The organism is Actinosynnema sp. NPDC053489 (assembly GCF_044544865.1).
GTDB lineage: Bacteria > Actinomycetota > Actinomycetes > Mycobacteriales > Pseudonocardiaceae > Actinosynnema.
In genome coordinates, this window is the sequence record NZ_JBITXT010000013.1 from 17,056 (window position 1) to 34,875 (window position 17,820).

At 73.6% G+C, this 17,820-nt stretch carries 17 protein-coding genes and 1 pseudogene; 6 read left to right on the forward strand and 12 right to left on the reverse strand.

Features of this window, described 5'->3' with window-relative positions; all coding sequences use genetic code 11:
* Genes urtB through urtE form a run of 4 tightly spaced genes read left to right on the forward strand, consistent with a single transcriptional unit; the run spans position 1 to position 3,360 of the window.
* Positions 1-876, forward strand: coding sequence for an urea ABC transporter permease subunit UrtB (gene urtB / locus ACIGNX_RS26655; RefSeq protein ID WP_396543438.1), 876 nt, complete (start codon positions 1-3; stop codon positions 874-876).
* On the forward strand, positions 873-1,919 hold the full coding sequence (gene urtC / locus ACIGNX_RS26660; protein WP_396543439.1) for an urea ABC transporter permease subunit UrtC: 1,047 nt from the start codon (positions 873-875) through the stop codon (positions 1,917-1,919). The genes urtB and urtC overlap by 4 nt, the downstream gene beginning before the upstream one ends.
* Positions 1,916-2,665 (forward strand): urea ABC transporter ATP-binding protein UrtD, encoded by a 750-nt coding sequence (gene urtD / locus ACIGNX_RS26665; protein WP_396543440.1) that lies wholly within the window; start codon positions 1,916-1,918, stop codon positions 2,663-2,665. The genes urtC and urtD overlap by 4 nt, the downstream gene beginning before the upstream one ends.
* Positions 2,665-3,360, forward strand: a complete 696-nt coding sequence (gene urtE, locus ACIGNX_RS26670; protein ID WP_396543441.1) for an urea ABC transporter ATP-binding subunit UrtE — start codon at positions 2,665-2,667, stop codon at positions 3,358-3,360. Before urtD ends, urtE begins: the two co-directional genes overlap by 1 nt.
* A 127-nt stretch (positions 3,361-3,487) precedes the next feature.
* On the opposite strand, the gene ACIGNX_RS26675 is transcribed toward urtE, so the two are convergent.
* From ACIGNX_RS26675 to ACIGNX_RS26690, 4 genes are all read right to left on the reverse strand, one after another.
* Positions 3,488-4,774, reverse strand: coding sequence for a hypothetical protein (locus ACIGNX_RS26675; RefSeq protein ID WP_396543442.1), 1,287 nt, complete (start codon positions 4,772-4,774; stop codon positions 3,488-3,490).
* Complete coding sequence (locus tag ACIGNX_RS26680) at positions 4,771-5,529, reverse strand: hypothetical protein (RefSeq protein ID WP_396543443.1); 759 nt, start codon at positions 5,527-5,529, stop codon at positions 4,771-4,773. The genes ACIGNX_RS26675 and ACIGNX_RS26680 overlap by 4 nt, the downstream gene beginning before the upstream one ends.
* 299 nt (positions 5,530-5,828) lie before the next feature.
* Positions 5,829-7,127, reverse strand: a complete 1,299-nt coding sequence (locus ACIGNX_RS26685; RefSeq protein WP_396543444.1) for an FAD-dependent oxidoreductase — start codon at positions 7,125-7,127, stop codon at positions 5,829-5,831.
* A gap of 34 nt (positions 7,128-7,161) precedes the next feature.
* Positions 7,162-7,866: a TetR/AcrR family transcriptional regulator gene (locus ACIGNX_RS26690; RefSeq protein ID WP_396543445.1), complete on the reverse strand. Its 705-nt coding sequence runs from the start codon at positions 7,864-7,866 to the stop codon at positions 7,162-7,164.
* A gap of 135 nt (positions 7,867-8,001) precedes the next feature.
* Here ACIGNX_RS26690 and ACIGNX_RS26695 point away from each other — a divergent pair, with 135 nt between their 5' ends.
* A complete protein-coding gene (locus ACIGNX_RS26695) occupies positions 8,002-8,577 on the forward strand; it encodes a hypothetical protein (RefSeq protein WP_396543446.1) in 576 nt (191 codons plus the stop codon).
* Positions 8,578-8,628: 51 nt separating this feature from the next.
* Here ACIGNX_RS26695 and ACIGNX_RS26700 read toward each other — a convergent pair whose 3' ends face one another.
* The 3 genes and pseudogenes from ACIGNX_RS26700 to ACIGNX_RS26710 all read right to left on the reverse strand — a co-directional run bounded on the left by ACIGNX_RS26700 (position 8,629) and on the right by ACIGNX_RS26710 (position 11,110).
* Complete coding sequence (locus tag ACIGNX_RS26700; RefSeq protein WP_396543655.1) at positions 8,629-8,946, reverse strand: proprotein convertase P-domain-containing protein; 318 nt, start codon at positions 8,944-8,946, stop codon at positions 8,629-8,631.
* A 48-nt stretch (positions 8,947-8,994) separates the two neighbouring features.
* Positions 8,995-9,795 (reverse strand): annotated as a pseudogene (locus tag ACIGNX_RS26705) (S1 family peptidase); the annotation flags it as partial.
* A 151-nt stretch (positions 9,796-9,946) separates the two neighbouring features.
* On the reverse strand, positions 9,947-11,110 hold the full coding sequence (locus tag ACIGNX_RS26710) for a hypothetical protein (protein WP_396543447.1): 1,164 nt from the start codon (positions 11,108-11,110) through the stop codon (positions 9,947-9,949).
* 68 nt (positions 11,111-11,178) lie between these two features.
* Here ACIGNX_RS26710 and ACIGNX_RS26715 point away from each other — a divergent pair, with 68 nt between their 5' ends.
* A complete protein-coding gene (locus ACIGNX_RS26715; RefSeq protein WP_396543448.1) occupies positions 11,179-11,751 on the forward strand; it encodes a TetR/AcrR family transcriptional regulator in 573 nt (190 codons plus the stop codon).
* A 114-nt stretch (positions 11,752-11,865) separates the two neighbouring features.
* Here ACIGNX_RS26715 and ACIGNX_RS26720 read toward each other — a convergent pair whose 3' ends face one another.
* The 5 genes from ACIGNX_RS26720 to ACIGNX_RS26740 all read right to left on the reverse strand — a co-directional run bounded on the left by ACIGNX_RS26720 (position 11,866) and on the right by ACIGNX_RS26740 (position 17,711).
* Entirely contained in the window at positions 11,866-13,335 is a 1,470-nt protein-coding gene (locus ACIGNX_RS26720) for a hypothetical protein (RefSeq protein ID WP_396543449.1), read from the reverse strand.
* Between the two features lie 84 nt (positions 13,336-13,419).
* The gene (locus ACIGNX_RS26725; RefSeq protein WP_396543450.1) at positions 13,420-14,232 is read right to left on the reverse strand and encodes a nitroreductase/quinone reductase family protein; all 813 of its coding nucleotides are present in this window, start codon (positions 14,230-14,232) and stop codon (positions 13,420-13,422) included.
* A gap of 415 nt (positions 14,233-14,647) precedes the next feature.
* Positions 14,648-15,958 (reverse strand): ABC transporter permease, encoded by a 1,311-nt coding sequence (locus tag ACIGNX_RS26730; protein ID WP_396543451.1) that lies wholly within the window; start codon positions 15,956-15,958, stop codon positions 14,648-14,650.
* Positions 15,955-16,659 carry an ABC transporter ATP-binding protein gene (locus ACIGNX_RS26735; RefSeq protein WP_396543657.1) on the reverse strand — a complete coding sequence of 235 codons (705 nt, stop codon included), beginning with the start codon at positions 16,657-16,659 and terminating at the stop codon, positions 15,955-15,957. The genes ACIGNX_RS26730 and ACIGNX_RS26735 overlap by 4 nt, the downstream gene beginning before the upstream one ends.
* 62 nt (positions 16,660-16,721) lie before the next feature.
* Positions 16,722-17,711, reverse strand: coding sequence for an efflux RND transporter periplasmic adaptor subunit (locus ACIGNX_RS26740; RefSeq protein WP_396543452.1), 990 nt, complete (start codon positions 17,709-17,711; stop codon positions 16,722-16,724).
* Positions 17,712-17,820: the final 109 nt, after the last annotated feature.

The following is a 17,820-nucleotide window of genomic DNA, read 5'->3' on the forward strand; positions in this document are numbered from 1 at the left end:
GTGGGCGCACTGGCCAACCAACTGCCCATCGGGCTGAGCATCGCCGCCGTGCTGCTGCTCATCGCCCTCGGCCTGACGTTCACGTTCGGGCAGATGGGCGTGATCAACATGGCGCACGGCGAGTTCATCATGGCCGGCGCGTACACCGCGTACCTGGTGCAGGGGTTCACCGGCCAGTCGTTCCTCATCGCGCTGCCGGTGGCGTTCGCCGTGGCGGGTGCCATGGGGCTGCTGCTGGAGTGGGCGTTGATCCGGCGGTTCTACGGGCGGCCGCTGGACACGCTGCTGCTGACCTGGGGCGTGAGCCTGGTGCTGCAACAACTGGCGCGCGACGTCTTCGGCGCGCCCAACGTGCAGGTGACCGCCCCCGGCTGGTTGGTGGGCGGTGTCGACCTGCTCGGCGTCCGCCTGCCCCACAACCGGGCCTTCATCATCGCCTTGGCGGCGGTGTGCGTGGTCGGGGTGTGGCTGTACCTGACCAGGCTGCCCGCCGGCCGCCGGGTGCGGGCGGTGGTGCAGAACCGGGAGCTGGCCGCGATCAGCGGCATCGCGACCGGTCGGGTGGACCGGGTCACGTTCCTGCTCGGCTCGGGGCTGGCCGGGGTGGCGGGCGTCGCGCTGACGCTCGTCGGCCCGGTCGGCCCGGGCCTGGGCACCTTCTACATCGTGGACGCGTTCCTGGTCGTGGTCGCGGGCGGGCTCGGCCAGTTGCGCGGCGCGGTGCTGGCGGCGGTCGCCCTCGGGTTCCTCAACGGCTACCTGGAGTTCTGGACGGACGCGAGCCTGGCGAAGGTGCTGGTGTTCGTGGCGATCATCGCGTTCCTCCAGGTCCGGCCGCAGGGCATGTTCGTGCTGAAGGGCAGGGCGCTGGTATGACCGCGGGTCGGGTCTCCCTGGTGGTGTGCGTGGTGCTGCTGGCGGTGGCGCCGCTGGTGCTGTCGCCGTTCCGCCTCGGGCTGCTGGCGAAGTACCTGTGCTTCGCGATCGTGGCGGTCGGCATCGCGCTGGCGTGGGGTCGGGGCGGGATGCTGACGCTCGGGCAGGGCGTGTTCTTCGGCCTGGGCGGCTACGCGATGGCGATGCACCTGAAGCTGGCCGAGGCCGGGTCGGCCGGGTTGCCGGACTTCATGGTGTGGAGCGGCGTCGAGGAGCTGCCCACGCTGTGGCGGCCGTTCGGCAACCCGGTGTTCGCGCTGGCGGCGGTGGTGCTGCTGCCCGGCCTGGTGGCGTTCGCGCTCGGGTTGCTGGTGTTCCGGCAACGGGTGCGCGGCGCGTACTTCGCGATCCTGTCCCAGGCGTTGGCGGCGGCGTTCGCGATCCTGCTCGTCGGGCAGCAGGGGCTCACCGGCGGCACCAACGGGATGACGAACTTCACCCGGTTTTTCGGGATCGACCTCACCGACCCGAACGGGCAGCGGGCCGTGTACGCGATCACCGCCGCGGTGCTCGGGCTGGTGTTCCTGGTGGCGAAGCTGCTGGTGCGCAGCCGGTTCGGGCGGCTGCTGGTGGCCGTGCGCGACGGCGAGGACCGGGTGCGGTTCCTCGGCTACGACCCGGCGGTGGTGAAGACGATCGCGTTCACCGCCTCGGCGGTGATGGCGGGGTTGGCGGGCGCGCTGTTCGTGCCCGTCGTCGGCATCATCTCCCCCGCGCTGCTCGGCATCGTGCCGTCGTTGGAACTGCTCGTCGGCGTGGCGGTCGGCGGCCGGTTCGCCCTGGCGGGCGCGATCGCCGGCGCGATCGCGGTCAACTACGCCAAGACGCTGTTCAGCGAGGACTTCGCCGAGGGCTGGCTGTACCTGCAGGGAGGGCTGTTCGTGCTCGTGCTGGTGTTCGCGCCGAAGGGCCTGGCGGGCGTGGTGGAGTCGGCGCGCGAGCGGTGGGCGGCGCGGCGGCGTCCGGCGGGGGTGCCGGCGTGAGCGCGCTGCTGGAGGTGCGCGGGCTGCGCGTGGTGTTCGACGGGTTCGCGGCGGTCGACGGGCTGGACCTCACCGTCGAGGAGGGCGAGCTGCGGTTCCTGATCGGGCCCAACGGCGCGGGCAAGACCACGTTGATCGACGTGGTGACGGGCCTGACCAGGCCGGCGGCGGGCAGCGTGCGGTTCGCCGGCCGGGAGCTGGTCGGGCGGCGGGAGCACCAGGTCGTGCGGCTGGGCGTCGGCCGGACGTTCCAGAACGCCACCGTGTTCGAGGAGCTGACCGTGGTCGAGAACCTCGACCTGGCGGAGGGCTTCCGGTCGCCGCTGCGGTCGTTGCTGCGGCGGCGGCGCGGGGTGTCCGACGCGGTGGCCTCGGCGTTGGAGGCGGCGGAGCTGACGGCGGTGGCGGACCGGCCGGCCGGGGTGCTCTCGCACGGGCAGCGGCAGTGGTTGGAGATCGGGATGCTGCTGGTGCAGCGGCCGAAGCTGCTGCTGCTGGACGAGCCGGTGGCGGGGATGAGCCGGGCGGAGCGGGAGCGCACCGGCGAGCTGCTGCACCGGATCGCCTCCACCCACACGGTGGTCGTGGTGGAGCACGACATGGAGTTCCTGCGCCGGTACGCGCGCACGGTCACCGTGCTGCACCAGGGCCGCGTGCTGCGCGAGGGCTCGGTGGCCGAGGTGCAGGACGACCCGCGGGTGCGCGAGGTGTACCTGGGGCGTGCCAGGGGGAAGGCGGTGACGTGATGCTGTCGGTGTCCGGTCTGGACGTGGCCTACGGGCGGGCGCGGGTGCTGTTCGGCGTGGGGTTGGAGGTGCCGGCCGGGTCGTTGGTGTGCGTGATGGGGCGCAACGGGGTGGGCAAGACGACGTTGCTCAGGGCCCTGATGGGCGTGCTCACGCCGACGGCCGGTCGGGTCGTGTTCGACGGGGAGGACGTCACGCGGCTGCCGACCCACCTGCGGGTGCGCGCGGGCATGGCGTACGTGCCGCAGGGCCACGTCTCGTTCCCGCAGTTGACGGCGTGGGAGAACCTGCGCGTGACGCTGGAGGCGACCACCCACCGCGACCCGGTGGCGGTGGACGAGGCGCTCGACGTGTTCCCCGCGCTGCGGGGGCTGCTCAAGCGGCCGGCGGGGTTCCTGTCCGGTGGGCAGCGGCAGCAGTTGGCGATCGCCCGGGCGCTGGTCGCGCGGCCCCGGTTGCTGCTGCTGGACGAGCCGACGGAGGGCGTCCAGCCGTCGGTGATCGACGAGATCGAGGCGGCGGTGGAGCGGCTGCACCGGGAGGTCGGGTTGACCGTGCTGCTGGTCGAGCAGTACCTGGACTTCGCGCTGCGGCTGGCGGACCGGTACGTGGTGGTGGACGCGGGTGAGGTCGTGCGGGCGGGTGCGGCGGAGGAGCTGCACGACGAGGAGGTGCGCCGCCTGCTGGCGGTCTGACGCACCGCGGGTCCCGCCACCGCCGAGGGCCACGGGCCGGGTGACCCGACTCGTGGGCGGGCACCGGTCGGGGTGGTGCGGCACCGGTCGGGGCGGCACCGCTCGGGGCGGTGCGGCACCGCTCGGGCTACCTGCGCCTGCTCGCGGCCTGGCGGGCCAGGGCTCCCGCGCCCACGATCAGCAGCAGGGCGACCAGGCCCCAGCGGCGCTGGTCGCGGATCGCGTTGTTGGTCGGTGCCAGCGTCTGCACCTCGCGGTCCGGGATCTTCAGGTCCGCCCGCGGCGGGGGTGGCAGCGCCGGTGGCGGGAGCGGGGACTCCTGCGGCGGGTTGTCCGGCTCCGGCTCCGGCTGCGGCTCCGGCTGCGGTGGCGGTTCGAACGGTGGCGGTTCGAACGGTGGTGGGGGCGGTTCGACCGGCGGCGGTGGCGGGGGGTTCGGGCGCGGTGGGACCGCGGGTGCCGGGCCGATCGTGGTGACGACCGGCGGCGGGGTGGTCGTCGTCGTCGTGCGCGGGACCGTGGTGGTGGTCGTCGGCTGCGGCGGGGCGGTGGTCGTGGTGGTGGGTGGGGTGGTCGTGGTGGTGGGTGGGGTCGTGGTCGGAGTGGTCGTTGTCGTTGTGGTCGTTGTCGTTGTCGGGGTGGTCGTTGTCGTGGTGGTGGTGGTCGTGGTCGGGGTGGTCGTCGGCGGCGGAGCGGGCAGGCAGCCCGTCGCGTCGATCGTGTGCCGCGGCGGCCCCGAGCTGATCTCCGTGACCACGCCCGAGCCGTCCAGCGCCACCCGCCACAACGAGCTGCGGCCGTCCCGCTGCCGGTTGTTCGTCGCGTACAGCGAGCCGTCCCGGGCCACGGTCACCGCGCCGTAGCTCGTCCCGCCGGGCAGCTGCCCGACCCCCGGCACGGCCCTCGTCCGACCGGTCCGCGGGTCGATGCTGACCACGATGCCGTTGTGCTGGTGGGTGGCGACCCCGTACAGCAGGCCGTCGGCCGGGTTGAGGTCGAAGTCGTCGACCGTCATCCCCTCCAGCGGCGACAGCCACGTCTCCTGCACGACCTGCCCGAACGTCGGGCTCGCCGGGTCGATGTCGATCGACTCCAGCCGCGGCCCGGCCCGCACGACCAGCCGCTCGCCCACCACCGCGCCCGCCGTCGCCTGCCGCAGCAGGTGCGAGGGCCGCGTCGGCTGCCCGACCACCCGGCCCCGGCGGTCGAGGGCCACCAGCCTGCCGTCGTCGTCCAGGCCGTAGACGAGGTCCTGCCGGGCCGAGTACCCGATGGCGTTCAGCCGCACGTCCAGCGCGTTCACCGAGGTCGCCTCACCGGAGGGCAACCGCACCTCGAAGACCGTCGACGGGCCGTGCGCCCCGGCCTCCACCTGGATGACGGTGCACACGACCTGCGCGAACGCTTCGATCATCCGAACCGCTCCACCGCGGCCTGGAACGCGTCCGGCTGCACCCCGGCACCGCCGCCGAACGGGTTCTGGAGCTGGTAGGTCGCGTACAGCAGCAGCGTGATGGTCGCGGCGAGGGTCGCCACGATGAGCACGTGCGTGCGGATGCGCGGACCGCCGAACAGCAGGGGCAGGCAGACGGCCAGCACGCTGCCCGCGATGAGCACGAACCACATGACCGACGTGACACCGCCGCCGGCGGCCTCCAGCCGCTCCTGCCGGGCCTGGTACACCTGCCAGAGCTGGTTCGCGGCCTCGGTCTTGCGGTCGATCTGCCAGTCGTCGTTCGCGGGCGTGTCGGACACGACCTTGCGGAGCTGGTCGAGCTGCGCCCAGCCGCTCGACGTGAACGACGTGCCGGCGGCCATGCCGGGCCACTCGTCGTCGATGACGGTCCTGGCGTACTGCCGGGCCAGCCCGCGCACCTGGTCCCCGACCTCCGGGGACAGCGCGTCGCTCGCCCACGTGGCGGCGACGAGCCCGTCCGCCTCGCGGTAGGAGGCGTCGCTCGCCTGGTTCACGGCGTCGAACAGGGCGATGAGCACGAACGCCACCAGGACCGCGTGCAGGCCGCCCACGATCGTGAACACCTGGCCCGCGGCCTCGTTGTTCGCCGAACGGCCTTCCAGCTCGCCGTACTTGCGGATCAAGTACGCCATGACGGCGGCCACGACGGCTGCTCCGGCGACCCACAGCAGACCTGTGAGGTAAATGCCCATCGACGTCCTTTCGCCTCTCGGGATGAATTCCACAGATCCGCCGATTCACTCCCACGAAAACTAGTGATCGACCCGATCCGGTGAGAAGAACGTTCATCCGTGTGCCGAGGAACGCCAGGCTGTCAGGTGACCGGCCGACCCGGTACCAACGTCAGGACCAGTCACAGCCCGCCGGAATGCGGGCAAATGAAGCCTATCGAGCTAATTGACTAGCCCGATCGAGCAGTTTGCCTCATAACCGAACGTGCTCAACGGTGACAAATGCGAAGTTCCTCCCGCGAACAACCGGAGGGTGGGGCTCAGCCGCAGCGGACGCCGCCCACCACCACCCGGGCCAGCACGTCCGGGCGCAGGATGGACGTCGGCGGTTGCAGCAGGCCGATCGTGCGGATGAACGCGCGCGCCGCCACCGGGTCGTGCGTCGCCACGCGCTGCAGCCGGGCGACGTAGCGGTTGAGCGCCTTGGTGGACGGCGACCGGTGGCCGGGGATCTCCGGCAGGGCCAGGTCGCCCAGGGCGTTCAGCTGCCACACCGGGTCGATGATCCGGCCCGCGGCGCGGAAGAAGCGCCGGGCCAGGTCGGCCCCGCCGTCCTCCAGGCACCGGCGCAGCGCTTCGGACTCCAGCGCGGCGACCGTCATGCCCTGGCCGTAGATGGGGTTGAAGCTGCACATCGCGTCACCGAAGACCAGCAGGCCCGGCGGGAACCCCCGCAGCCGCTCGTACCGGCGGCGCAGGCTGGCCGGGAACCGGTGCGTCCGGATCGCGGTGAGGGGTTCGGCCGCGGCCACGGCGTCCTGCACGTCCGGCGGCGCGGACCGCTTGAGGAACGCGAGGAACTCCGCCTCGTCGGTCGGCGGGTGGTCGCCCGCCATGCCGACCTGCGTGACCATCCACAGCCCGTCCTCCTGCGCGGCGAACGCGAACCCGGTCGGCCGGCCCGGCACCGGGCCCACGAGCACGAGCTTGTCGGGGAACGGCTCGGCCGGCCGCACCAACCGGCTCGCGTAGACCATGTTGACGTCGATGCGCTCCTCGGCGGGCGTCGGCAACCCCCACGACGCCAGCCACGACCGCGCCCGCCCGGACCGGCCCATCGCGTCGATCACGAGGTCCGCGGCCAGCTCCTCCTCGACGCCGCCGCGCACGACCCGCACCCCGGTCACCCGACCGTTCGACAGCACGGGCCCGACCACGTCGCACTCCGGCAGGAGCCGCACCCCGGGCTGGTCGGCGACCCGCGCCCGGACCGCGCCCTCCAGCACCGGCCGGGTCACCTGGACGTCGGCCGCGCCGGTGTCCACCCGCACCATGGGGTGGCCCGCGAGCACGAACCGCGCGTCGACGTTGAAGCCGACCGGGAGCGCGCCCTTGGCCAGCAGCTCCTCGGTGAAGCCCGGGAACATCCCGTTCAACGCCTGCTCGCCGCGCAGCAGGATGGTGTGGAAGTGCCGGGCCTGCGGCACACCGCGCCGGTGCCCGGCATCCTCGGGCAGCGGGTCGCGGTCGACCACCGTGATCCGGTCGTAGAAGCCCACCAGCGCGCGTGCCGCCAGCAGACCGCCCATGCTCGCGCCCAACACCACCGCATGCGTCATCCGGCGACTGTGGCAGCTACCGGGGGGCGGGCGCTTATCCGGATTTGCGGACCTTCCCCGACCGCAGGCCGAGGAGGTCGGCCAACGTCCCGAGCTGGTGCTCGAAGTGGGCGGCGCGGTCGGTGACGCTGCCCCGGTACTGGCCGAACAGCTCGAAGCTGATCAGGCCGAACAGCGCGGTGAACGCCAGGAACCCGCGCGCCAGCAGGTCGTCGCCGATGGCGAGCCCCAGGTCGTCGCGCAGCGCGGCGAGGTCCGCGCCGAGCGGCCCGCCCAGCGCCGGCCGCTCCTCCTGCTCGCGCTGCGCCTCCACCAGGAGCGCCAGCAACAGGAACGACACCCGGGAGCCCGGGGCGCCGGTCCGCTCCGGCGGCGCCTGGTAGCCGGGCACCGGGCTGCCGTAGACCAGGGCGTACTCGGCGGGCCGCTCGACGGCCCACGCCCGGGCCGCCCTGCCGATCGCGAGCCACCGGCCGCGCAGGTCGTCGCGGGCGCACGCGCGCTCGGCCGCCTCGACGGCCTCGCCGAGCGAGTCGTAGGCGTCCACGATCAGCGTGGTCAGCAGCTCGTCGCGGCTGGGCACGTACCGGTACACCGCGGACGACACGATGCCCAGTTCGCGCGCGATCGCCCGCAGCGACAGCGCGGCGCCGCCCTCGCGGGCCAGCTGCTCGCGGGCGATGCGCTTGATGTCCTCGATCGCCTGGGCCCGTGCCCGCTGCCTCGGTGTGCCGGTCATGGCGGTGATGATCGCGCATCACGAGAGCGGGAGCAACAAAAGAGAGCAGTGCTCTTGACAGCGCCCGCGCACTGCCGCAGGATTCCGACTGCGAGAGCAGTGCTCTCTAAAACGACTAGCGCTCACGGAGACGTCATGGACAAGCACGGGACAGCCGCCGCCGCGTTCGGCCTCGCCGGCGCGTCCTTCCTGCTCTACCCGGTGCTGCGGCCGTACTCGGACGAGGCGGTGGTCGAGGGCCTGCGCGTCATGGGCACGTCCGCGTGGGTCGTCGCGCACCTCTTCGCCGTGGGCGGCTTCCTGCTGGTGGGCCTCGGCCTGCTGGCGGTGGCGAGATCACGGGCCGCCGCGGTGACGCTCACGGGGGCGCTCCTGACGTCCGTCTACTACGGCGCGGAGACGTTCGGCCTGCACGCGATCGGTTCGCGCGCGGCCGACGACCCCGACCCGGCGCTGCTCGACCTGGTGGACGCGATCCGCTACCAGCCCGCCGCGATCACGATCTTCGCCGTCGGCCTGCTCGCGCTCGCCGCGGGCGCGGTGCTGGCCGCCGCGCAGCTGCGCAGCCGGGCCGCGATCCCGTACGCGCTGGGCTTCGCCCTCTTCCTGCCGCAGTTCTTCACCGCGCCGCCGGTGCGGGTGGCGCACGGCGCGCTGCTGCTCGTGGGCTGCTGGCTCGTCGCCCGCGAGCTGTGGCGGCGACGGGGTTGAGCGCACGGTGGACGGACCGCGCGCCGGGTCCCCGGCGCGCGGTCCACCGCGTCAGAACGTGAGGCGCCAGGCGTCCACGTAGCCGGTGTCCTGGCTGTAGACGTCCTGCACCTTGAGCCGCCACGTGCCGTTGGCGACCTCGGAGGAGGCGTTGACGGTGTAGGTGGTGACCAGGTTGGGGGTGCTGGAGCTGCTGGAGTTCTTCAGCCGGTAGGCGGAACCGTCCGGCGCGACCAGGTCCACGACCAGGTCACCGCTCCACGTGTGCTTGATGTCCACGCCGACCTGCAGGGTGGACGGCGCGTTGCCCGTCACGCCGGAGACGGTCACGTTGCTGTAGACGGCCGCGCCCGCGTCGGGGATGGCCACGTCGGTCAGGTTCTCGAAGACCTTGCCGGGCGGCTGCGGCGTGCCGCCGAGGTTGGCCGCCGCCTGGTTGATGGCCGCGGCGAACGTGCTGACCTCCGTGTAGACACCGGGGTTGCTCGCCCGCGCGCACCCGTTGCCGTGGCTGACGATGCCGACCTGGACCCACGCGCCGTTGTTGTCGCGGCGGAACATCGGGCCGCCCGAGTCGCCCTGGCAGGTGTCCACACCGCCCGCGAGCTTGCCCGCGCACAGCTCCGCGGCCGGGATCAGGTCCGCGTAGTACGGGTCGGAGTTCTTGCACGTGGTGTCGTCGATGTAGTCGACGTTCGCCTTGAGCAGGTAGCGGGACTGCGCGCCGTTCTCGCGCGTGGCGCCCCAACCGGCCACGGTGAACACACCGGTGTTGTAGGCCGCCGTGGTGGCGATGGGCAGCAGCGCCGCACCGGTGATCGGGCTCGCCAGCTTGATGATCGCCCAGTCGCCGCCGGTGGCGGTGTCGTAGGTCGCCGACCGGTGCACGTAGGTGGACGTGCGCGTGGTGCGCGAGGTGTCCTGGAGGTCCGCCACGCCGTAGGTGGCGGTGATGGAGGTGTTGTTGCCGGTGCGGGTGACGCAGTGCGCCGCCGTCAGCACCAACTGGTCGGTCAGCATCGAGCCGCCGCAGCCCATGGACAGGCGGACCATCCAGGGGAACTCGCCTTTCGCGGCCTGGGTGCCGCCGACGACCATCGGCGTCGGGTTGCCGGTGTCCGGCGCCGGCGGGGCGGCGACCGCCTGGCCCGCGAAGGCGGCCAGGACGGCGACGATGCCCGCCCCGAGGGCGAGCGTCTTTCTCACGGTGTCGCGCACGGTTTTCCTTCCCGCGCCCGGCCGGGGTCGTGCTCGCAGGGTGGCCGGACGTCGAGATCGCAGGGAACTGCCCAGCCGGCCCCTCTGCCGGCGACTCATCGTCTGCGGTCGGGAAGCCGCTCACAATCCTTCGATCGACGGGAGTTCGGTACTAGCGGATCGTCGATGCGGTGACGGTCGGCGGCGCCGCGCCGAGGAAGAAGATGCCCTTGAAGCCGGGCGTCTCGAAGCCGGCGCTCGGGTTGCGGCGCAGGGTGGACGACTCCACGACCATCGTGCCGGTGCGGTCGTTGCTGACGAAGAACACCGCGCCGCCGCCCTCGTTCGCCTTGTTGTCCTCCAGGAGGCTGCCGGCGATGCGGACCGTGAACGCGTTGCCGTCGGCGTAGATCGCGCCGCCGCTGCCGCCGCCCGGGGTGCCCGCGCGGGCCGGGTTCGCGCCGCTGCCGATCGCGGAGTTGTTGCGCAGCACGCTGTTCAGCACGACCCACGACACGCCGATGCCGCTCAACGCACCGCCGTTGGCGCACGCGCCGCCGTCGAACGTGCTGCCGACCACGAACACCGGCCGCCCCGCCGACTGGCTGAGCACCCGCATCGCCGCGCCGCCGAGGTCCGGTCCCGTCGCGCCGCACCGGTTGCGCAGGAACGTCGAGTTCACCACCTTGACCCGACCGCCCCGCACGAACACCGCGCCGCCGCCCTCGGCCGCGCCCGCCGCGTTGCCGTCCGCCAGCGTGAGGTTCTGGATGGTCAGCCGCGGGTGGTCCTGGTCCTGGCAGTGGGACGTGGTGATGCCCAGCGCCTCGTCGCACGTGTTCTGGTAGAGGATGCGGCGCTGGCCCGCGCCGCTGAGGGTGACCAGTCCCCCGCCGTCGAGCACGACGTCCGGCGCGCCGTCGTTGCGGACCTGGGCGGTCACCGTCATGGTGATCGTGACCGGGTCCGGGCCGCAGTCGAACGTGGTGGTCCCGCCCGCCGCGACCGCCGCGACGACGGCCTGGGCCGTGCAGCCGGCCGGCGTGCCGTCGCCGATCACCCTGGTCGGGTGGGACGTGTCCGCGGCGGCGGCCTCCGGTGGCACGCGCGCCGCGCCGTCCGGGTTGCCCGCCGGCCGGGGCGAGGGTCGGGTGGTCGGCGGTGACGCGCTCGTGGCGGCGGTCGTCGGCACGCCGGTGGTCGACGCGCCGGTGGTCGGCGCAATCGTCGTCGGTGTGGTCGTCGACGTGGCCGGGGTGCTCGGCCCGGTGGCGAACGGCGGCGCCGGCGTGCACGCGGCCAGCAGCAGGAGGAGCACCAGCGCACCACGGGACATGGCGGCGACCTTATCGCCCGGTCGTGGGCCGGCTTGACTTCCGAGGGTGTGAGTGGTTGCTTACACCCGTGTCCGCCGCATCGAGCGACCGCCGGCTGTCGACCGCCGAGGAACGTCGCGGGACGGTCCTGCGCACCGCGCTCGGCGCGTTCGCCGCCCGCGGCTACTACGGCACCACCACGGGCGAGGTCGCGAAGTCGGCCGGCATCTCGCAGGCGTACGTGTACCGGCTGTTCCCCGACAAGGAAACCCTGTTCCTGGCCGTGGTGGAGCACTGCTTCGCGCGGATCAGGGAGAGCCTGGCCGACGGGGTGGCGCGGGCCCGCGGCAGCACGCCGGAGGCGGTGCTGGACGCGATGGGCGAGGCCTACGCCCGGTTGATCGCCGAGGAGGACGTGCTGCTCCTGGTCCAGATGCACGCCCAGTGCGCGGCGATCTCCGAACCGGCCGTGCGCGAGGTCGTCCGGGACGGCTACGCCAGGACGGTCGAGTACGTGCGGGGCGTGTCCGGCGGCGACGAGGACCAGGTGCAGGGCTTCTTCGCCAGGGGCATGCTGTGCCACCTGGTCACGGCGGTGGGCGCGGACGCGGTCGACGCGCCGTGGGCGCGCACGCTGGCGAAGGGCATCCGCCACTACTGACCCGCCCGGCGGGCCACGCGGCCGTCGCTTCGGTCGCCCGAGGTGAGTGACCGACCAGTCATCGGGTCCGGCACGACCGCCCTCGCGCGAGAGGCGGTCGTGCCGGCGTCCCCGTCAGCCGTTCGGCGTGGTGATCACCGAGAACGTCGACCGCAGGCTCGCGTAGCGGGTGTGGATGTCGTTCAGGATGGTGTCGATCGGCACGTAGTTGTTCAGCTCACCGGCGAAGCAAGGGCCCCGCCGGTCCTGCTGGCTGCCCTCCAGGATGCCGAGCGCGGTGTGGTCGACCTGGCTGAACAGCGGGCCGCCGCTGTCGCCCCGGCGGGCGCAGAGGTCGGTGTTGATGCCGACGTCCGTGGACAGCACGCGACCGCAGCGGGTGCCCACGAGGTACCCCGCGCCGGCTCCCGTGTCGATCGCACCCGGGTAGTCCGCGGTGTTCGACCCGGACCCGGAGGCGCACACCACCCAGCCCGCCTTGACCTCGGCCAGGCCGTGCACGCCGGTGATGTACTCGTCCACCGACGTGGCCTGCTGGCCGCACGGGGTGTCGGCGTTGCTGTCCGCGCCGCCGTTGCGGCAGTACTTGAGCACCCGGTTGCGGCCCGGCTGGCTCTCCAGCCACGTCTGCCGGGTCGGGGTGTCGACGTACAGCAGCGCCGCGTAGTCGTACGGGTAGGAGTTCTTCTCGATGCCGTGCTGCTGCAGCACGGGCACGCCGTTGTGCCGCGTCGGCGTGTTGTTGGTCTTGCCCGCCATGCAGTGCCCGGCGGTCAGCACCCAGCCCTTGCCGGGGTGGCCGCCACCGGTCGAGCGCAGGTTGAACCCGGCCGTGCAGCCGCCCCACGTGCCGTCGTCCCGCTGCAGGTCCAGCCGCAGCCCGCCGCGCATCGGGCCGCGGCCCGCGCACGACAGCGGGTGGCAGAAACCCTGGTCGGGGTAGGTGGCCGCCTTCGGCCGCGGCTGGGCCAGGACCCTGGCCCGCACGGTCAGCCCGGGTTCCTCGGCGACGGCCCGACGTGCCGCGTCGGCCTCGCGCGCCGGCTCGCCACCCCGGGCCGCCTTCTCGTCCGCGACCCACGAGCGCTCCCACAGGACCACCTCGTTGTCGCGCTCGCTGACCGCCGGCAGGTACACCGCGTCGGCGCCCGCCCCGACCTTGGCGGCGATCCGGTCCCTGACCGCGGTCAGGTCGGCCAACGAGGTCCGCACCGCCCGCGTGCGGACCCGCGCCCGGTCGGGCAGGTCCCGCAGGCGCGGTTCGGCGGCGGCCGGGTCGGTCATGGCCACCACCAGCTCGCCGGCGTCCTGGTCCAGCCACATGCCGCCGTACTCGCCCGGGTTCTCGGCGCGCAGCACGCGGTCCAGGCGCACGGCGTCGTCCTGCAGTTGGAGCCGGCGCAGCGCCTCCCGCTCGCTGACGCCGTAGTTCTCCACGAGGTACCGCACGGACTCCGCGACCGCCGCCGGGTTCAGCGAGGTGCGGGTCGGTGGCGCCGCGGCGGCTCCCCCGGTCGCGCTCAGCACGGTCGCCGTGACGACCAGCGAGACGGCCAGGGCCCCCAAGCCCCTTGCTCTGCCCACTGACATCTCCTTGTTCGGTGATTCCGGAACACGGGCATTCAACCCGGCGCGCCCCGGTGCCGGGGGCGTTGCGCCGAAGAAGGCTCACACGTCGAGGAACGGGATCAGCTGCTCCTCCTCGTAGGTCAGGTGCGCCTCCAGCTCGCCGACCAGCTCGTCGACGTCGGCGAGCAGGGTCGCCGCGTCACCGCGTTCGAGCGTCCGCCGGAGCCGCTCCAGCAGTTCCGCGAGCCGCTGGTGCTCCCGGTCGAGGCGGTCGACGGTCGGCGCGAGTTCCGGGAACCGCTCGCGCAGCGCCGGGAACACGCCGCCGTCCTCGGCCGTGTGGTGGAACCGCAGGCCCTGGCACGCGGTCAGGCAGTTGACCTTGAGCTGCGCGCCGAGGGTGGGCTTGGACTCGGCGACCTCGCGGCGGATGGTCGCCAGCTCGCGGCGGAACGCGTCGTGCACGAGCTTGAGCGCCGCGCCCGGGCTGGAGGCGTTCGGCGGGCCGGGGGCGATGCGCGTCAGCGCCACCACGGGGATGCGCCGCGACGTCTTGGCCTGGTACGCCGCCCAGCCGGGCTCGGCTTCGACGGCCCGCTCCCAGAGCCCGTCGCGCTCCGGTCCGGTGAGGACGGTGGCCCGGGCGTCGTAGGTGAAGACCCCGTCCTCGACCTGGACGACCGGGTTGGCCACCAGGTTGTGGTACCAGTCGGGGTGCCGGGGCGCGCCGCCCGCGGAGGCGAGCACGACGATCCGGTCGCCGTCGGGCAGGTAGCCGAGGGGGTTGGTGTGCCGGGCGCCGGTCCGGGCGCCGGTGGTCGTCAGCAGGATGAGCCTGCCCCCTTCGAACGGCCCGCCGACGCGGCCCGCGTTGGCGCGGAACTCGTCGATGACCTGTCGGTTGAAATCCACGTGCGGTTCTCTTCCTATTTTGGGCATGACCGGTCGACCACGGGCGAATTCGGCCGTGGTTTTTCGGTGAAGGTTTTGTGGAGGCGCGCGGGCGCGGTTCGACCGCGTCCCGCGGCGGGACGTGCCGGTGGCAACGCGTGGTGGTGGTGCTCGCGGGCGCATCGCGCGGACGTGCGCGGAAACCCGGGATCGAGGCGGGCCCCTGGCCCACCCGGCGGTCAAACCCCGGCCGGGTGACTCTCTCGCTCGTGGCCCACGTGGGCCGACCCGGCAGTCACGGGCGGAGCCTATCCCGGGAATGCGCGGCGGCACAACTCCCGAATTGCGCGCGACGATCGGGAGGTGCGCCCGTCACCATTCCGCCGTTGTTCGCGGTGTTGTCCGCCGCGACCGCCGCGGACCGCCGTCGCGACCGTCAGGCGCGCATGACCGCGGCGATCGGGATGCGGGCCGCACGCAGCGCGGGGACGAGGCCGCCGAGCACCCCGGCCACCAGTCCCGCGACCACCCCGGCCACGCCCGCCTGCCACGGGAACGCCGTGCCCTCCAGCGCCGGGTACCGGGAGCCGAACGCCGCGAGCGCGAGCTGGAGCCCCACCACGCCGACGCCGATCGCCAGGGCCGCCGTCAGCAGGCCGGTCAGCAGCGTCTCCGCCAGCACGATGCCGGCCAGCAGCAGCCGCGGCGTGCCGACGGCGCGGCGCAGCGCGAACTCCTCGACGCGCTCGCCGACGGTGGCCAGGCCGACGTTGAGGATGCCCGCCACGCCGATCAGCAGCACGAGCGCGGCCATGCCGAGGAAGATCCAGCGCAGCAGGGCCAGCTCGGTGGACCGGCGCTCCACCGTGGAGACGGTGTTGACGTGGATGCTGTCCGCGGGCGTGCCGGCCGCGACGAGCCTGGCCCGCAGGGTGTGCTCGACCTCGTCGGCCGTCGGCGCCAGGAGCACCTGCAGGCCCGGGCCCGAGGCGTCGCCGCCGACGCGGGCGACGGGCACCCAGTTCATCAGCTCGTCGGCGCGCACGTAAGCGGTGGGCTGGTAGCCCCCGTCGTCCACCACGCCGACGAACCGCGGCGTCGGGTTGGCGGTCGCGCCGTCCACCCGCATCTCGGCGGGCACGTGGTAGCGGGTGAACGCCTCGGCGGCGTGCTGGTTCAGCACGAGCCGCGGCGCGAGCGACGGCTCGCCGGTGAAGTCGAGCCACCCGCCCCGCGCCGGGCGGAACGGCCGGAACGGTCGGATGTCGCCGGTCAGCCCCACGAGCTGCAGCTCGATCGCCTGGCCCGGCGGCGCGCCCGCGGTGCCGTCGTCGACCTCGTGACAGCCGCTCCGGTCGCACGTCATGCGCGGCCCGCTGTAGCCGCCCACCTCGTCCACCGGGCCGCCGCCCTCGTTGACCGGCTTCACGCCCGGCTCGCCGATCACGGCCCGCACGCTGGTCACGGCGACCGCGTCGGCGCGGCCTCCCACCACGTCCAGCGCCACGGGCACGTTGCGCCCCTCGGGCGACAGGTAGATCTGCCGGGTGCCGTCCTTGCCCTGGGACAGCTCGACGTCGGCGAGCACGGCCCGGTTCGCGACCTCCGCGCCCGCCTGCACGACGACCACCGCCAGCACGCCGAGGAACAGGCTGACCATCGACAGGAACGTGCGCAGCTTGCGGGCCCTGATGCCCTGGCCGCCGATGACCAGCGCCGCCCGGAGCCTGCCCGACAGCCCGATCACGCGACCACCCGCGGCCCGGCCGGGCGCAGCACGCCGTCGGACAGGTGCAGCACCCGGTCCATCTTCGCCGCGTGGTCGTGGTCGTGGGTGACCAGCACCAGCCCGCACCCCTGCTCGGTGGCCCGGCGCAGGACCTCGACCACGAGGGTGCCGGTCTCGGTGTCCAGCGCGCCGGTCGGCTCGTCGGCCAGCAGCACGCGCGGTTCGCGCACGAGGGCGCGGGCGATCGCGACGCGTTGCTGCTCACCGCCCGACAGGCGGGGCGGCTTGTGCTTGGCCAGGTGGCCCACGCCGACGCGGTCCAGCGCGGCCAGCACCTTCGCCCGGCGCTTGCGGCGCGGCAGCCAGCCCTGGCCGTTGACCAGCGCCATGGCCACGTTCTGCGCCGCGGTGAGGTGCTTGAGCAGGAAGAAGCGCTGGAACACGAACCCGAACTCGGCGCTGCGCAGGGCGGCGGCGCGGCGCTCGGGCACGCGGGTGATGTCCCGGTCGCCCAGCAGGTACTGCCCCCCGTCGGGCCGGTCGAACAGGCCGATCAGGCTGAGCAGCGTGCTCTTGCCCGAGCCGGAGCGGCCGAGGATGGCGACGCTGTCGCCGGGGTGCACGGTCAGGTCGACGCCCGCGAGGATGGCGCGGGGCTCGTCCTGGCCCTTCAGGGTCTTGGTGATGCCGGTGAGCCGGAGCAGCGGCTGCGGCGGCACGGCGAGCGGCGGCGCGGCGAGCGGCGGTGTGGTCAGGGGCGGTGTGGTCAGGGGTGGCGTGGTCACTTGCCCGCTCCCGGCTCGCCCTGGCCGGTGGGCGCGGCCGGTGGCAGGTCCGGTCCGGGCACGGCGAGCGTCTCCTCGCCCGTCAGGCCGGACCTGACCTCCACGACCTTGCCGTCGGTGAGGCCGAGCTCCACGTCGACGGTCCGCTTCGCGCCGTCGGCGGCGACCACGTCGACCTTGCCCCGGCCCTGGCCGCCGGCGACCGCCTCGACCGGCACGACCAGCGCGTCCCGCACCGACGCGGTGACCAGTTCGAGGGTGGCGGCGGCACCGTTGACCATCTTGACGTCGGCGGGCGCGGTGCACACCAGGCGCAGGCCGGTCGGCTCGGAGGAGGTGTCGGGCTGCTGCCGCCGGTTCGGCGCCCGGTCACCGTCGGCCGGGGTGTCGTCGGGCTCCTGGGCGGGCGGCGCCGCGGGCGCGGTGCCCGCGGGCAGCGCGGCGATCGTGCCGAGCAGCGCGCACGGGAACGGGCCGGGTCCGTTCTTGATCTGCGCCCGCACGGTGCCCTGCACCGCGTCGGCGACCTGGTAGGCCTGGGCGCCGTCGAGCTCGGCGACGATGCCGTAGCCCGCGAGCTTCGCCGAGACGACGGGCATGCCCGCGGTCACCCGGGCCCGGTCGTCGACCAGGCGACCGCCGAACGTGGCACCGGCGGGGATGTCGACGTTGTTGGGCTTGCCGTCCTGCCACACCGTGGCGACCCGGGTGGGCTTGGTCGGCGTGCCGGTCTGCTCGGTGGTGGTCCAGTAGCGGACCTCGCCGTCGACCGGGGCCGCGACGCCGAACACCGGGTTCATCGTGACCTCGCCCGTGAGCGAGACCTTGTTCGACAGGTCCTGCCTGGTCGGCTTGGCCGTGGTCTGCACGGTGCCGCGCGGCGCCAGCCCCGGGTCGAGCGGTTCGGCTCCCGTCGACGTGCACGCGGCCGCGGTCAGCGCCACTGCGGCCAGTCCGCACGCGCGGACGAAGGCGTTCTTCGACACCGGTCCCCCCACAGCCGTTCCCCGATCCGGTCGCCAACCTACCGATATGACGCCGCTGGGCCGAGCGGGGTTGCCCGCCCGCGCGCAACCGCCCCCACCCGGTCCGGGT

Bases quoted from the DNA above. Each gene is read 5' to 3' on its own strand.
- ACIGNX_RS26710 (WP_396543447.1), bottom strand. From the start codon at position 11,110: ATGTCCCGTGGTGCGCTGGTGCTCCTCCTGCTGCTGGCCGCGTGCACG.
- ACIGNX_RS26695 (WP_396543446.1), top strand. From the start codon at position 8,002: ATGGACAAGCACGGGACAGCCGCCGCCGCGTTCGGCCTCGCCGGCGCG.
- ACIGNX_RS26690 (WP_396543445.1), bottom strand. From the start codon at position 7,866: ATGACCGGCACACCGAGGCAGCGGGCACGGGCCCAGGCGATCGAGGAC.
- ACIGNX_RS26685 (WP_396543444.1), bottom strand. From the start codon at position 7,127: ATGACGCATGCGGTGGTGTTGGGCGCGAGCATGGGCGGTCTGCTGGCG.
- urtC (WP_396543439.1), top strand. From the start codon at position 873: ATGACCGCGGGTCGGGTCTCCCTGGTGGTGTGCGTGGTGCTGCTGGCG.
- ACIGNX_RS26675 (WP_396543442.1), bottom strand. From the start codon at position 4,774: ATGATCGAAGCGTTCGCGCAGGTCGTGTGCACCGTCATCCAGGTGGAG.
- urtE (WP_396543441.1), top strand. From the start codon at position 2,665: ATGCTGTCGGTGTCCGGTCTGGACGTGGCCTACGGGCGGGCGCGGGTG.
- ACIGNX_RS26680 (WP_396543443.1), bottom strand. From the start codon at position 5,529: ATGGGCATTTACCTCACAGGTCTGCTGTGGGTCGCCGGAGCAGCCGTC.